18 protein-coding genes are annotated in these 14,239 nt (G+C 69.5%); 6 read left to right on the top strand and 12 right to left on the bottom strand.

Features of this window, described 5'->3' with window-relative positions; all coding sequences use genetic code 11:
* A complete protein-coding gene (locus tag Y590_RS14340) occupies positions 1-1,242 on the bottom strand; it encodes a lytic murein transglycosylase (RefSeq protein ID WP_060770445.1) in 1,242 nt (413 codons plus the stop codon).
* 46 nt (positions 1,243-1,288) lie between these two features.
* The gene (locus tag Y590_RS14335; RefSeq protein WP_060770444.1) at positions 1,289-1,987 is read right to left on the bottom strand and encodes an invasion associated locus B family protein; all 699 of its coding nucleotides are present in this window, start codon (positions 1,985-1,987) and stop codon (positions 1,289-1,291) included.
* Positions 1,988-2,319: 332 nt separating this feature from the next.
* Here Y590_RS14335 and Y590_RS14330 point away from each other — a divergent pair, with 332 nt between their 5' ends.
* Positions 2,320-2,820, top strand: a complete 501-nt coding sequence (locus Y590_RS14330; RefSeq protein ID WP_060770443.1) for a glutathione peroxidase — start codon at positions 2,320-2,322, stop codon at positions 2,818-2,820.
* Positions 2,821-2,920: 100 nt separating this feature from the next.
* On the opposite strand, the gene Y590_RS14325 is transcribed toward Y590_RS14330, so the two are convergent.
* The 4 genes from Y590_RS14325 to fliL form a co-directional block, all read right to left on the bottom strand.
* Positions 2,921-3,718: a MotE family protein gene (locus Y590_RS14325; protein WP_060770442.1), complete on the bottom strand. Its 798-nt coding sequence runs from the start codon at positions 3,716-3,718 to the stop codon at positions 2,921-2,923.
* A complete protein-coding gene (locus Y590_RS14320) occupies positions 3,715-4,209 on the bottom strand; it encodes a DUF6468 domain-containing protein (RefSeq protein WP_060770441.1) in 495 nt (164 codons plus the stop codon). Before Y590_RS14320 ends, Y590_RS14325 begins: the two co-directional genes overlap by 4 nt.
* A 13-nt stretch (positions 4,210-4,222) precedes the next feature.
* Positions 4,223-5,443, bottom strand: a complete 1,221-nt coding sequence (gene fliM, locus Y590_RS14315) for a flagellar motor switch protein FliM (protein ID WP_060770440.1) — start codon at positions 5,441-5,443, stop codon at positions 4,223-4,225.
* Positions 5,444-5,522: 79 nt separating this feature from the next.
* Positions 5,523-6,041: a flagellar basal body-associated protein FliL gene (gene fliL, locus Y590_RS14310; protein WP_003606770.1), complete on the bottom strand. Its 519-nt coding sequence runs from the start codon at positions 6,039-6,041 to the stop codon at positions 5,523-5,525.
* A 274-nt stretch (positions 6,042-6,315) separates the two neighbouring features.
* Between fliL and flgF the strand changes: the two genes are divergently transcribed.
* The 4 genes from flgF to flgH are packed head-to-tail and all read left to right on the top strand — an operon-like array spanning position 6,316 to position 9,746.
* Positions 6,316-7,056 carry a flagellar basal-body rod protein FlgF gene (gene flgF / locus Y590_RS14305; protein WP_060770439.1) on the top strand — a complete coding sequence of 247 codons (741 nt, stop codon included), beginning with the start codon at positions 6,316-6,318 and terminating at the stop codon, positions 7,054-7,056.
* Between the two features lie 26 nt (positions 7,057-7,082).
* A complete protein-coding gene (gene flgG / locus Y590_RS14300) occupies positions 7,083-7,874 on the top strand; it encodes a flagellar basal-body rod protein FlgG (RefSeq protein WP_060770438.1) in 792 nt (263 codons plus the stop codon).
* A 14-nt stretch (positions 7,875-7,888) separates the two neighbouring features.
* The gene (gene flgA, locus Y590_RS14295; RefSeq protein WP_060770437.1) at positions 7,889-8,935 is read left to right on the top strand and encodes a flagellar basal body P-ring formation chaperone FlgA; all 1,047 of its coding nucleotides are present in this window, start codon (positions 7,889-7,891) and stop codon (positions 8,933-8,935) included.
* 58 nt (positions 8,936-8,993) lie between these two features.
* On the top strand, positions 8,994-9,746 hold the full coding sequence (gene flgH / locus Y590_RS14290; RefSeq protein WP_060770436.1) for a flagellar basal body L-ring protein FlgH: 753 nt from the start codon (positions 8,994-8,996) through the stop codon (positions 9,744-9,746).
* Positions 9,747-9,972: 226 nt separating this feature from the next.
* Here flgH and Y590_RS27040 read toward each other — a convergent pair whose 3' ends face one another.
* From Y590_RS27040 to Y590_RS14270, 5 genes are all read right to left on the bottom strand, one after another.
* Positions 9,973-10,149, bottom strand: coding sequence for a hypothetical protein (locus tag Y590_RS27040; RefSeq protein ID WP_201026738.1), 177 nt, complete (start codon positions 10,147-10,149; stop codon positions 9,973-9,975).
* Positions 10,150-10,326: 177 nt separating this feature from the next.
* Positions 10,327-11,037, bottom strand: a complete 711-nt coding sequence (locus tag Y590_RS14285) for a hypothetical protein (protein WP_060770435.1) — start codon at positions 11,035-11,037, stop codon at positions 10,327-10,329.
* 155 nt (positions 11,038-11,192) lie between these two features.
* Positions 11,193-11,672: a hypothetical protein gene (locus tag Y590_RS14280; protein ID WP_060770434.1), complete on the bottom strand. Its 480-nt coding sequence runs from the start codon at positions 11,670-11,672 to the stop codon at positions 11,193-11,195.
* The gene (locus Y590_RS14275) at positions 11,662-12,021 is read right to left on the bottom strand and encodes a rod-binding protein (protein ID WP_060770433.1); all 360 of its coding nucleotides are present in this window, start codon (positions 12,019-12,021) and stop codon (positions 11,662-11,664) included. The genes Y590_RS14280 and Y590_RS14275 overlap by 11 nt, the downstream gene beginning before the upstream one ends.
* A 26-nt stretch (positions 12,022-12,047) precedes the next feature.
* Positions 12,048-13,178: a flagellar basal body P-ring protein FlgI gene (locus Y590_RS14270; RefSeq protein WP_060770432.1), complete on the bottom strand. Its 1,131-nt coding sequence runs from the start codon at positions 13,176-13,178 to the stop codon at positions 12,048-12,050.
* 254 nt (positions 13,179-13,432) lie between these two features.
* Between Y590_RS14270 and Y590_RS14265 the strand changes: the two genes are divergently transcribed.
* Positions 13,433-13,873 carry a flagellar assembly protein FliX gene (locus tag Y590_RS14265; protein ID WP_060770431.1) on the top strand — a complete coding sequence of 147 codons (441 nt, stop codon included), beginning with the start codon at positions 13,433-13,435 and terminating at the stop codon, positions 13,871-13,873.
* 45 nt (positions 13,874-13,918) lie between these two features.
* Here the strand turns inward: Y590_RS14265 and Y590_RS14260 are convergent, their stop codons facing one another.
* Positions 13,919-14,209, bottom strand: a complete 291-nt coding sequence (locus Y590_RS14260) for a GCG_CRPN prefix-to-repeats domain-containing protein (protein ID WP_060770430.1) — start codon at positions 14,207-14,209, stop codon at positions 13,919-13,921.
* Positions 14,210-14,239: the final 30 nt, after the last annotated feature.

The following is a 14,239-nucleotide window of genomic DNA, read 5'->3' as shown; positions in this document are numbered from 1 at the left end:
TCACGGGGCCGGCGCGTTCGTCGCCCGCACCCGATCGAGCAGCGCGGCATCGGCATAGCCGTCGGGGACGAGGCCCTTGGCTTCCTGGAAGGCCCGGATCGCGGCACGGGTCTTCGGCCCGATCTTCCCATCCGCGCCGCCGACCGGGTGGCCGAGGGCGGCGAGCCGGGTCTGCAGATCGGTGCGCTCCTCCGTCGTGAGCATTCGGTCGGTCCGCGGCCAGTCGCGGGTGAAGCCGGGCGCGCCGCGCAGCCGGTCGGAGAGATGCGCCACGGTCAGCGCGTAGGCGAGCGCCGTGTTGTAGCGCAGGATCACCCGGAAGTTCGGTTCCAGCAGGAAGGCCGGCCCCTTCGCGCCCGTCGGCAGCAGCAGGGCGGCGGCGCGCTCCGCACCATCGGGAAAGGCGCCGTTGGCCGGCTTGAGGCCGAGCGTCTGCCACTCGGTGAAAGGCCGCTCGGTGGTCTCGTCGGCGAGCCGGTAGTCGAACCCGTCGGGCAGGCGCACCTCAAGGCCCCAGCCCTCGCCCGCGCGCCAGCCGGACTGCTTCAGGAAGTTGGCGGTCGAGGCGAGCGCGTCGGGCACCGAGTGCCAGATGTCGCGTTTGCCGTCGCCGTCGAAATCGACCGCGTGGCGCAGGAACGCGGTCGGCATGAACTGGGTGTGGCCCATGGCGCCGGCCCAGGATCCGCGCATCCGTTCCGCGTCGGCATCGCCGTCGCCGAGGATCTTCAGGGCCGCGACGAGTTCGTCGCGCCACAGGCCGGGCCGGGCGGGATCGCCGCAGGCCAGCGTCGCCAGCGCCGGCACGACGGGACGGATGCCGGAGCCTTCGAGGGCGGCCCCGTAATTCGACTCGACGCCCCAGAAGGCGACCAGAATGTGCCGATCGACGCCGTAGGCCGCCTCGATCCGCCCCAGCACCTCGGACCACTGGGCGAGCTTGGCTTGGCCTGTCGCGATCCGCTCCGGCGTGACGCTCGCCTCGATATACTCCCAGATCGGCTTGACGAACTCGGCCTGCGATTGGGTCGCCGGCACCACCGAGGGATCGGGCGCGATCCCCGACAGGGCCGTCTCGGCCACCGTCCGCGGCACGCCGCGCTCCTCGGCGAGCGTCTTCAATTCACCGAGGCATCGCGCGAAATCCGGCGGCGCCGGGTCGGTCGGTGCCTCGGCCCGCGCTGGGATCGGCCCGGCGAGGATCGCGGTGGCGAGAAGGAGCGCTTTGGCAAAGGGCTGCATGGGGGCAGCCTTACCATTTCTCCGACCGATCGCGAGACCGGGCGCGTCAGCTCCCGAAGGCGCTCGCCCGGGCGAAGGCGGCCGCGAAGCCGGAGAGCGGCACGGTGATGATCGTCGGCTCCTTGGCGTCCGGTTTCGTCGCCGTGATGGTGAGGCTGGTGGCCGTCTTCATCGTGTCGGTGGCCAGAGTCGGCAGGCTGACCGGCACGAGGCAGCCGTCGCTGACGCAGAACGAGAAGGGCGCGCCCTTGCCGAGTTGCCGGTCGTCGAGCTTGAACGAGACGCCGGGTTCGATCTGAAGGCCGAACGGCATCAGGATCAGGCCCTCGCTCTTGCCGTCCTTGGGCGGCCGCAGTTCGACGCTGAACAGCCGCTTTCCGGTGCGCCGGTCGCCCTGCGACTGGATGATCACGCAATCGGTGCGCGCCTCGGCGCGGTTGCAGTTCATCGTCCAATCGCCGTAGCTTTCGCTGACCGAGGTCGCGCCGGGCGGCCATTGGGCCGATCCGGAGGCCGCTGCGGGCTCCAGCACCGTGCCGGAGGGGGCGGCGCTCGCCGGCTCTTTCGCCTCTTCCTTCTTCGGTGCCGGCTTGCGCGGGCGCGGCTTCGGTCGCGCGGCCGGCTCCGCGGGGGCGGCCTCCGGTGCGGCCTCCTGAGCGGAGGCGATGTTCGGCCCGACCAGGGCCATCAATCCGGCGAGCAGAAGCGCCGTGGAGGACGCGGTTCCGCGGGACAGGGACGGCATGGTGGAGCTCCTGCGAGTGTCGTCCGGGCCTCTGGAAGTGCCTCACACAATGCCCGATCACCGATCGTCTCCCCACCGGACACGGTTGGCGCGGCGAGAGTTGTGTGGGAGACACTAAGCCCTTGTTTTAACGTGCTCTCTTACGCCGGGCCGGTCTGCTGCCCAGCGGAGAGCGCTCTAGCCCCGCTTGCTCAAGGATGCAATTGCAGGGACGCCGCACGGCACGGCGACAATGGGATTTACAGTCGAGCCTGGAACCGTTCCAGGAAATTTAGGACAATATCACCCTTGGAGACGGGACTATTGAGCAATCGACGGCGTTGGGGGCGGTCATGAGCAACCTCTACGATCACGTCCCGCGCGACGCGCGCGGTGGACCGCATCCCCTGTCGCAGTATCGCGGCAAGGTGCTTCTGGTGGTCAACACCGCCTCGAAATGCGGGTTCACGCCGCAATATCAGGGCTTGGAGACCCTGTGGCGGCGCCATCGTGCCCGCGGCCTCGTGGTGCTCGGCCTGCCCTGCAACCAGTTCGGTGCGCAGGAGCCGGGCGATGCCGCCGCCATCGAGCAGTTCTGCTCGTTGACCTACGACGTGACCTTTCCGGTCCTCGCCAAGGTCGAGGTCAACGGCTCGGGCGCCGACCCGCTCTACGTCGATCTCAAGCGCGAGAAGCGCGGCCTGTTCGGCACGCAGGCCATCAAATGGAATTTCACGAAATTCCTGATCGGCCGGAACGGCCGGGTGATCGGCCGATTCTCCCCCTCCACGAAGCCCGAGGCCCTGGACGGTGCGATCGAGCGGGCCCTGGCGGAGCCGGCCGGGTCGCCCTGAGAGCCGTATTCGACCTGATTGCGTCAGGCCGGCGTCTCTAACCCCTTGTCTTGATGCACCTCCTTTCGACGAACCGGTGACCGCTTCGTCGGAAGGCGCTCTAGCGCGCCGTCCGTGCCGTCGGTCCCGGATCGATCGCCGGCAGCTCGCCGGGGGGCAGGCCGGGGATCGCGGCGGACGCCTGGGGCGCTTCGAGGCCGCGGGCGCGGTTGGCGAGCGCCACGGTCAGCTTCTCGGCCGGCTCCGAGCCCATCAGAGCGAGCACCTCGGCCATCTTGCGCGGGTTCATCGCCGTCACGATCGGCACCAGCGTCTCGAGGTTCAGGCGGTCGAAGACCCGGGCCGCGTCCTTCGGCTTCATCGTCTCGTACATGAGGACGATGCCCTTCATCCCGGCCTTTTCGGCCTCGGCCCGCTTGGTCCCCTCGGACCCGACCTTGTCCTCGGCCCCCTTCAGGTCGGCCACGCCGGTTTCGAGCTTGCGCTCGGCGTCCTTGAGCATCTGCTCGCGCAGGTCGAGTTCGTCACGGCGCTGCTTGAGCGAGTCGCGGCGGGCCGCAAGCTTTTCCAGGATCGCCCGCTCGCTGTCCGAGACCGGCTCCGGCACCTGCGGCTGGTAGACCGGCGGCGGGGCGGGTTCCGCCTTCTTCGGCGGCGCCGAGACGGAGCCCGTGGTCGTCGGGTCGGTCGGTTCGTAATTGGTGCGCGCCTTGGCCAGCACGCGGGCGAAATCCGGCAGCGGCGCGCCGGGCGCCGGCTCGTCCGCGGCGACCAGCGCCGTGAGCTTGAGCACGAGAAGCCCGATCGCCGCCAGGGTCACGGCGTCGATCAGGCGCAGCCGGAAGGGGCGCGCCGGAAGGCTCGCGAGACGTGCGAGTCGGCGCGCGGGAAGGGTCATGCGGCCCTGGCCCGGAGGCGATCGAGGGCGCGTTCGGACAGGGCCTGAGCCGCGGCGAGCGCCGCGCCGACGCGCTCGCCGTTGCCGATGGCGGGCACGGCCTCGACGGCCACCGGACGCGGTACGGTGGGTGCCGCGGCGGGCGCCGCCGTGGCGGTGGTCCGCGCCTGGCCGACGATGGCCGCGATGCGGCTGATCACGCTTTCCCCCGCCTGCACATGGGCGGCGAGATCGGTGCTGGTGCGCTCGGCGCCGGCGAGGCGCTCGGTCAGCGTCCGGTCGCACTCGTCGAGGGTGGCGCGCAGGCCGGCGATGGCCCGCTCGGCGGTGGCGCTCGCCACCATGAGGTCGCCGATGGTGGAGCGCAGGGCCGCCTCGTCCGCCTTGAGCCGGTTGATGCGCCCCGACAGCTTCACCGAGGAGGCGATGGTGGCGACCAGAAGAACGGCGACGAGCACGTCGGCGGCCATCGAGACGAAGAAGGTCATCATGGTCTTCCTGCCGCTACCCGTCGTTACGGTTCTGCATCGAGATCTCGTAGGCCTGCAGCGTGGTGCGGGACTGCCGCAGCGGCCGGGCGATCTGCACCGCGATCGCGTCGTCGATCCGGCCGATCCGCCCTTGCGTCAGCGCCCAGTCGCCACAGCGCACGGTGATGAGATCAGAGGGCTTGCGGTCGAACATCAGCGTGTCGCCGACCTTGAGGTTGAGCACCCGCTTGAGGGGCAGCGTCACCTCGTGGAGCACCGCCTCCATGTCCACATCCGCCTGCCAGATCTCGGTGGCGAGGTGGCTCTCCCAGACCTGATCGCGCCCGAGCCGCTCGCCCATGAAGCTCTGCATCAGCAGGTCACGGATCGGCTCGACCGTCGCGTAGGGGAACAGGATCTGCATCCCGCCGCCGCGCCCGTCCATGTCGAGCTTGAGCGTGATCAGGATCGCGGCGTTGCCGGGCCGGGTGATGGTGGCGAAGCGCGGGTTGGTCTCGATGCGGTCGATGCCGAAGCGCACCGGCGAGAGCGGCTGGAACGACAGTTCGAGGTCGGTGAGGATGATCTCGACGAGGCGGCGCACGAGGCTCATCTCGATCGTGGTGAAGGGCCGTCCGTCGAGCCGGCTCGACGAGCCGCCGCGCTTGCCCCCGAGCAGCAGGTCCATGGTCGAGTAGGCGAGCGTCTGCTCGACGGTGACGAGGCCCGAGCCCTCCCAGGAATCGGCCTTGAACACGCCGAGCAGGGTCGGGAGCGGGATCGCGTTGAGATAGTCGCCGAAGCGGACCGAGGTGATGTTGTCGAGCGTCACCTCGACGTTGTCCTGGAAGAAGTTGCGCAGGCTCGTCGACAGCAACCGGATCATCCGGTCGAAGACGATCTCCAGCATCGGCAGGCGTTCGTACTGGACGACGCCCGAATCGACGATGGCGCGCACGCCCCCCGCGCCGGAGGCGGAGAGTTCGCGCAGGGAGAAGCCGAGGACGCCGTCGATCTCGTCCTGGTTCAGGATGCGGTCGTTGCCGGCGAGTTCGGGAAGATTCTCGGTCTCCCCGTCCTCGATCATCGTCGCCCATTCGGCGGCGACGTCGCCTGCACTCTTGGTCGTGCCCTGCTCGGCGAGCGCCGCGCCCCATTCCTCGGCCAGCGACGCGTCGCCGCCGCCGCCCTCGCCGCCCTGCTCGGCAAAGGCGGCCGCCCAATCGTCCTCCATCTCGTCTTCGGGGCCGATCATGCCTGTCGCGCGCTCGCGGTTGTCTTGACGATGGGGGATTCGGGGAGAGCCGGGTTTCGGGACGGGGCGGCCGCGCGGTTCACTGGACGATCACGTCCTTGAACAGCACCGCCTCGGCCTTGGCCGGGTGCAGCGCGATGTTGACCCGCCGCAGCAATTCCTCGCGCAGGCGGTAGAGGCCGGCGGAGCCGGCCAGATCGCTCGCCCGGATCTCGCGCAGGTAGGTCTGGAAGGCGTCCTCGACCCGCGGCATCAGCGGCTTGACCGTCGCCTCGACCTTGGCGTCCTTCAACTCCAGCGCGACGCGCAGCTTGAGCACGTTGGACTTGGTCGCCCCCGGATCGGGGCTGAGGTTCACCAGCATGTCGCGCATGTCGAGGAACACGGCCTGCGCCTTCGGGTCGAGCTTCTCGGCCCCGTGCTCGCCGTGGGCGTCGGCATGCGCCGCCCGGCTCTTCATGAAGAAGAACCCGCCTCCGCCGCCGCCGAGCAGCAGCACCGCGGCGGCGATGATGATGAGCTTCTTCTTGGACTTCGGCGCTTCCGCCGCGCCCTCCTCGCCTTCCGCCGCGGGCGCCTTCTTCGGCTTCTTGGCCATGTGCTGCTCGTCGGCAAACCGGATCGGGGCGATGGGACGGGGCTCGCGCGTGACGCGCAATCCCCTTCCCTCCGTTCTCGGCTGACGTGGTTAACCCTCGGTTAAGGCGGCAGAACTTGCCGGGTCGGACTTGCCGCCGTCCCCCGGCGGGCCGGTGCCGGCGCAAGGCTTCGCTTCGGACAAACGACTGATTGTTAGGGTAAAAACGAAGTTTCCGGGATTGGCACGGCCCCTGCGGTGGAGGGCACGAACCCGTCGCCATCCGAGGCACACCATGCAGAACGCGCTCTTCGTCGGCGTCTCCGCCCAGACCGCCCTGGCTCGCGAACTCGACGTCATCGCCAACAACATGGCCAACGTCTCGACCACCGGCTTCAAGGCGCGCTCGGCCCGCTTCCAGGAATATCTGATGCCGGTGGCCTCCGCCGACAGCTTCCAGCGGAGCGACCGCCGCCTCTCCTACGTCATCGACCAGGGCACCCCGCTCGACCTCACGCAGGGGCCGGTGGAGCCCGACAGCAACCCGATGCACGTGGCCCTGCGCGGCGACGCTTTCCTCACCGTCCAGACGCCGCAGGGCCTGCGCTACACCCGCAACGGCGCCTTCGAACTCGACGCAGGCGGCAACCTCGTCACCTCGGACGGCCACGCGGTGCAGGGCGACGGCGGCCCGATCACCATCGGTCAGCAGGAGACGGGGCTCGCCATCGCCCCCGACGGCACGATCTCGACCAATCTCGGCATCCGCGGCCGCCTGCGCCTCGTCAACTTCGCCAACGCGCAGGCGCTGAAGTCGGAGGGCGCCAACCTGTTCTCGTCCGAGGCGCCCGCCCGGCCCGCCGGCCCCGGTGCCCATCTGGAGCCCGGCGCGCTGGAGCGCTCCAACGTGAAGCCGGTAGTCGAGATGACCCGGCTGATGGACGTGAACCGCACCTACTCGATGGTCTCGAGCGTGATCTCGCGCCTCGACGACCTGCGCGGCACGGCGATCCGCCGTCTCGCCGACGTCGCCTGACCCCCCGGCTTTAAGGACCGACGCCGATGCGCGCCCTCTACGCCGCCGCCACGGGCATGGCGGCCCAGGAACTCAACGTTCAGGTCATCTCGAACAACATCGCGAACCTGCGCACCACCGGCTACAAGCGCCAGCAGGTGCATTTTCAGGATCTGCTCTACCAGAACCTGCGCCGCTCCGGCTCCTCGACCTCGGACCAGAACACGATGCTGCCCGCCGGCCTCGCGCTGGGCTCGGGCGTCAAGACCACTTCGACCGCCCGCGCGATGGGCCAGGGCCCGTTGGCGCAGACCGAGAAGGATTACGACGTCGCGATCCGCGGCGAGGGCCTGTTTCGCGTTCGCCTGCCGGATGGGCGCACCGCCTACAGCCGCGACGGCTCGTTCGACCTCGACGCGCAAGGGCAGATGGTCACCCGCGACGGCTACCTGCTCGATCCGGGCGTAACGGTGCCGAACACCGCGACCTCGGTGACGATCTCGGCCACCGGCGCGGTGCAGGCGACCCTCCCGGGCCAGACCGCGCCGCAGGCGCTCGGCCAGTTCCAGCTCGCCCGCTTCGTCAACAAGGTCGGCCTCGAATCGATCGGCGACAACCTGTTCGTCGAGACCGCGGCCTCGGGCCCCGCCATCACCGGCCTGCCGGGCTCGGAAGGCTTCGGCAATCTGCAGCAGCGCTACCTCGAAGAGGCCAACGTCAACGCGGTCACCGAGATCTCGTCGCTGATCGCGGCGCAGCGCGCCTACGAGATGAACTCCAAGGTCGTCACCGCCGCCGACCAGATGCTCTCCACCACCTCGCAGATGTTCCGCGGTTGAGGACTCGACCCGTGATGCACGCCCTCCGGCCAATCCGCCGTCCCGTCCCGCTGGCCGTCACTCCGCTCTCGCGCGGCATGATCGGCCGGACCGTCCTCGCGCTGGCCGGCTTCCTCGCGGTGACGTTGTTCGCCCTGCCGCTGATGGCCGCCGGCACCACGCTGCGCCTGCGGGGCGACGTCACCGCCCGCGGCGACACCCTCAGCTTCGGCGACCTCGTGGAAGGCGCCCCCGCCGATCTCGCCGCCCGCGCATTGTTCCGCGCGCCGGCCCTCGGCGCGGTCGGCACGATCCAGGCCCGCCGGATCATCGAGGCGGCGGCCTCCCTCGGCCTGACCGGAATCGAGACCGGCGGGCGGCTCCAGGTGACGGTGCAGCGCGCCGCCCGCCGGGTCGGGGCGATGGAGATCGAGGCGGCGCTGAAGCGCGCGCTGGAGACCGGTTACGGCCTCGATCCGAAATCCCTCTCGGTGCGCCTCGACGGCGATGCGCCGATGCTGCTCGCCCCGCTCGACCTCGACGGGCAGGCGGCGGCGGTCGATGTCACCTACGATCCGCGCACCCGCCGGGTCGCCGGCCTCGTGGTGCTCGGCGAGCGTCAGGCGTCGCTGCGGGTGGCCGGCGTAGCGGTCGAGACCCGCGAGGTGGCGGTGCTGACCCGCAGCCTCAACCGCGGCGAAGCGGTCGCCAGCGCCGACCTTACCGTCGAGCGCCGCCCGCGCGACGGGGTGCCCAATGACGTGCAGGGCGCGCCGACCCTGGTCGTCGGGCAGGTGGCGCAGCGCCCCCTCAGCGCCGGCGCCGTCCTGCGCTCCGGCGACGTGGCACCGCCCGATCTCGTCGCCCGCGGCGACAGCGTCGCCATCGTGTTCGAGACCGCCGGCGTGTCGCTGTCGCTGCGCGGCATCGCCAACGAGAGCGGCCGTCTCGGCGCCAGCGTCTCGGTGATGAACGCCGCCTCGAAGAAGGTGCTGCAAGCCGTGGTGATCGCCCCGGGGCGGGTCTCGGTCGGCCCGGTCCCGCAGCCTCAGCCGATCCTCCAGGCCAGCGCGGCGCCGTGAGCCGCGCGCCCCGTCGCTTCCGTCTCCCTCCCTTTCCCGCCAGCGCCGGACCCATCCGATGACCGCTCGCCGTCCCCGCCTCTCCCGCCTCGCCGTGATCCTGGCGCTCGCGCCGCTCGGCGCCTGCAACACCGTGGACCGCCTCTCCCAGGTCGGCGCCACGCCGACGCTCTCGGCGATCGAGGATCCGACCGCCCAGCCCGGCTACCGGCCGGTGCGCATGGCGATGCCCGATGTGAGCCCCGTCTCCTACGCACCGAACTCCCTGTGGCGCACGGGTTCGCGGGCCTTCTTCAAGGACCAGCGCGCGGCGCGGATCGGCGACCTGCTCACCATCAAGGTCAATGTGACCGACCGGGCCAACCTCAACAACGAGACCAAGCGCTCGCGCACCAACGCGGAAGCCTTCGGTTTGCCCAACGCCCTCGGCCTCGAGAAGAATGCCGGCGTGGCCGCGGCCGGCATCACCCCCGACAAGCTCATCAACGGCACCTCGACCTCGTCGAGCGACGGAGCCGGCTCGGTGCAGCGCGCCGAAACGGTGACCACCAACGTCGCCGCGGTCGTCACGCAGGTGCTGCCCAACGGCAACCTCGTGGTCGAGGGCAAGCAGGAGATCCGCATCAATTTCGAGGTGCGCGAGCTGATCGTCGCCGGCGTGGTGCGGCCCGAGGACATCGAGTCCGACAACACCATCGATTCCAGCAAGATCGCCCAGGCCCGCATCGCCTATGGCGGCCGCGGCCAGATCACCGACGTGCAGCAGCCCCGCTACGGCCAGCAGCTCGTGGACATCCTGTTGCCGTTTTAAACGGCCCTCGCAAAACGCCCGCTCCAACGCCGTGACCGAAGGGAAACGATCGGTGACCGGGCGTTTACTGAAGTGTTTTCAAGCTGGAGGGCGCAGGCGCCCTCACCCGGCAGAAAGCGAGAGCCTCGCCTTGGATGTCGGATCCAGGACGAGGCTCTCGCCTGTCGTTCTGCACCGTCGTCATCCAAAAGCCGGCAATCCCTTTCGGGCCGCTGCTCCGGACGCGTCAGTGCTCGGTGCCGGGCCGGTTCGGGCGAGGCGCTTCGCCGTGGGCCTGGGTGAAGGCCGAGCGGTTCGGGTCGTTCTTCGACTGCGCCACCCGAGCCCGCTGCCAGATCGCGAAGGCCGCGACGAGGACAATCGTGACGATGGCGAGCAGCGGAATAAGCACGTCGTTCGACATGGGCATTTCCTCCGATGATTGTGTTCGGAGGCAAGCGGCACGCAGGCGGGAAGTTCCGATCGGTCAGATCTTCGGACGATTTCCCAAGATCATGCGTGCGAATCGGATGGGAACTTTCATGACGGCATAAGATCAAATTCTTTCAGGCGGTGCGGGAGGCGGATAATTTGCCGCCCGCTATCGGGCTGCCTGCAGGATTGAATCGTACCGCTTCAGCACCTCTTTCCTCGGATCGGCGCTCGTGGAGATGCGCTCGCCGGACATCACGGCCATGTAGTCCTCGGCCGCCGAGGTGAACGCTCCGTCCTCGAGCACCATCGTGCCGGACAGGCGCTGGATGTCGAGCATCCGGGTCGTGTATCGGCCATAGGCCTGATCCTGCTCGTCCCGGCTTCGCGCGCCCTTCTTCTCCTCGTTGTAGAGTTCGAGCGACTTCTGCGCGGCCCGCATCGACTTGAGCGAGGCGATGGCCTCGAACTCCTTCGCGAGCTCCGGATCCTCCTTGAGGACCTTCTCGACCTTTTTGCGGTAAGGGCTGTCGGTGACGAGCGTCCCGGACTCGACCCGCAGGGCGATCGGTTCGTCGAGGGGAATGCCTTCCCGCTCGAAGGCCGTGCCGAGCTTGGCGGCGAACGCGTCGGAACGGGCCTTCAGGTGCTCGTCGAAGGTTCGCGCCGCGACCGCGGCGGCTTCCTGATCCGCCTTCAGCTTGTCCGCTGCGGCTTGCGCCTTTTCGGAGATCTTGCCGGAGACTTGGACGGTGGCGGCGGGATCGGCGGCGGTTTTCCGGCCGGCCGCTGAGCGATTCGATCCAGTTGCATCCGTTGCGGGAAGTGTGCCGCGGTGGAGCGGAAGGCTCGGCTCGCGGCTCGCGCTGATCCTCGACATTCCGTGCCTCCTCGAATTGCCGGCAACAGGGCGCCAGAAGGCCGCGGGCCGTTCGCCGCATCGAGGCGATACAACCAGAAGATCGGATCGGCGTTACGAAACCGTGAAAGATCGCCGCGCGGGTTGCGGCGTCCCGGAGTCTTCTCCCGAAGTGTTCAAAGGCTGCGCGAGAACACCAGCGGCCCGCCCTGCGCACCCCGGCCGTAGGGCGAGGGCGACACGGAGGGGCGGCCATAGACGGTGGGCGTGCGCGCCTTGGCGACTTCCTCGGCCAGCGCCTTGATCAGCCCCTCGGAGACGGCGCGGGCCGTGGCGAGCACCTGCTGGTTGGTCTCCACCACGGCCGCGAAGCGGTGCTGGGCCGCCTTCAGCGCCTCCAGACCTTCCGGTGCGAAGCGGGCGAGCGCGATCGCGTTGGCCTTGGCGGCCTCCAGGCCGTTCATGTAGGCGGAGGCGAGTTCGGATTTCGACACGGATTCCGTCAGCGCCTGGGCGATCCGCCCGGCTCGCACGCCGTCGCTCTCGCGGGTGAGCACCGCTTCCAGCTCGATCATGGTGGCGAGCAGCCCGCGCACGAAGGTTTGGGCCGAGGGGCGGTCGGTGAGGCGCAGGGCGAGGGTCCGATCAGCGGCCATTGCCCGCCTCCTGCATGCGCATCATCTCGGAATAGACCTGATTGCTGATGCCGACGCCACCGGTCTTCACGATGGCGTTGGCGTATTCCTTGGCCATCATCGAGCGCCAGACGCCGCCGCCGGTGCCGTTCTCGCCCATCGGCCCTTCCGTGCCCTCGCTCTGCGTCAGCTTCTCCAAGCTGTCCTCCAGGAACATCTTCTCGAAGTCGTCGGCGGTCTTGCGCGCCTTGGTCGAGGCGGTGGACTTGGCCGTGTCCATCGTGTTCGCGTCGGTTTTCGCGAGCGTGTTGAGCAGGTTCTTGCCGACGCCGACGGCGGCGGAGGCCGCGAAGGTTGCGAGGGGCAGCATGGTGCGGTCTCCCGATGGGAAAGAAATTACATCAGCTCGATGTCGGCCTGGAGTGCGCCGGCCGTCTTGATCGCCTGAAGGATCGAGATCAGGTCGCGCGGGCCGACCCCAAGCGCGTTGAGGCCGTCGACCAGTTCGCGCAGGCTCACGCCCTCCTTCACCAGGGCGAGCTTGTTGCCGTCGCCGGTATCCACCTTCACCCCGGTGCGCGGCACCAAGGCGGTCTGGCCGTTCGACAGCGGCGCGGGCTGGCTCACCATCGGCTGCTCGGTGATCGTCACCGTCAGGTTGCCCTGCGCGATGGCGACCGTGGAGACGCGCACGTCGCGGCCCATCACGATGATGCCGGAACGTTCGTCCACAACCACCCGCGCGGTCTGGTCGGGCTCGACCTTGAGTTGCTCGACCTCGGTGATGAGGCGGATCATGTTGCCGCGGTACTTGGCCGGGATCTGGAGCGTGATCGTCGCCGGGTCGGTCGGCTCGGCGGTGTCGGCGCCCATGAAGTCGTTGATCGCCGAGGCGATCCGCTTGGCGGTGGTGAAGTCGGGGTTGCGCAGCGACAGCCGGAGCGAGCGCGCCTCGTTGAGCTTGAAAGCCATCTCGCGCTCGACCAGCGCGCCGTTGGAGATGCGCCCGTTGGTCGGCACGCCGCGGGTGATCTTAGCGGCCTCGCCCTCCGCCGCGAAGCCGGCGATCGCCACCGAGCCCTGCGCCAGGGCGTAGATCTCACCGTCGGCGCCGAGCAGGGAGGTCGCCACCAGGGTGCCGCCCTGAAGCGACTTGGCGTCGCCGAGCGAGGAGACGGTCACGTCGATATGCGTGCCCTGGGTCGCGAAGGGGGGAAGGTTGGCCGTCACCATCACTGCCGCAAGATTCTGGGTGCGCATGGTCGCGCCGCGGGTGTTGATGCCGAGCCGCTCCAGCATCGCCTGCAGGGACTGCTTGGTGAACGGGATGTTGTTGAGCGTGTCGCCGGTGCCGTTGAGGCCGACCACGATGCCGTAGCCGACGAGCTGGTTGGTGCGCACGCCCTCGACGGCGGCGAGATCCTTGACCCGCGACAGGGCGCTGGCCGGGGCCGGCGGCAGCAGGACCGCGAGGCAGGCGAGCACCGCGACGAGACGGCGGGCGAACAGGGGACGAGGCAGGGGCATCGGAACTCGGCAGCCGGACCAGGCGACTTTACGCCGGTTCGATCTCTGCCAGGGCCGTGCCAAACGCTAAGATACTGAAGAAAAAAGATATTTTTCTTTTTCGGTACCGCCGGAGCGGCGTGGGGACGAGAGCGTTTCCTGCCGCCCCGGCAGCTTCTGCCGGGCTGTTTACCCGCGCTTAACCCTGTCGGCCGATGTCTTCGGAGATCGGAACCCGCCGTGCATCGTCGGGTGCGAAAAGGTTTCGGACCATCATGCGCGTCGACACACGCTTTGCCGCCGCCGCCGCGGGTGCGCTCAACGCCACCCGCCGCGCCGCCGCGCCGGGCGCCTTCGCCCCAACGTCGGGAGCGGAAGAGACGCCCCGGGCGGCGACCGCGGGCGCGAGCCAAACCGGCATGCTCACCGGGCTCGATGCCCTCCTCACGCTCCAGGGACAGGACGGGGCCGACGCGCAGAAGGAGCGCCGCCGCCGCTCGGTGCAGCGCGGGCACGACCTGCTCGACGGGCTCGACCGCCTGAAAGCCGCGCTGATCGGCGGACGGGTAGCGACGCGCGACCTTCAGGCCATCGCCGGCCGCCTCGCCGAGCGGAATGCGGAGAGCGGCGACGCCCGCCTCGACGGGCTGGTGGCCGAGATCGAACTGCGCGCGGCGGTGGAACTGGCCAAGCTCGAAGCGGCGCGCGGCGCCTGAACACGAAAAGGGCCGGACCCCCTTTGCGAGGTCCGGCCCGTACGATCACCAGTAATAGGGCCGTGGGCGGTAGTAGCCGTAGGGCCGGTAGAGCGGCCGCGGGCGATAATAGCCGGGGGGCGGGCCGCCCCAGTAGCGCCGCGGACCCCAGTTCGGGCGGCAGATGCCCCAGGGATTGGGGTGGAAGCCCGGCCCGCAGCCGCCGGCGGTGCGCTCCACGAGCGCGCTGTCCGTCGCGAGAGGGGCTGGGCTGAAGGGCGCCGCCTGGGCGCTTCCCGCGACACCAAGGCTGCCGGCGATCACCGCAGCCAATGCGAACGCCTTCGCGTGCGTCATCGTACGATTTCTCCGTTGCGGCCGGACCAT

This window comes from Methylobacterium sp. AMS5, assembly GCF_001542815.1.
In the GTDB taxonomy this organism is placed as follows: Bacteria; Pseudomonadota; Alphaproteobacteria; order Rhizobiales; family Beijerinckiaceae; genus Methylobacterium.
Note: the sequence above shows the minus strand (reverse complement) of the source record. Positions and strands in the feature narration are given on the sequence as shown.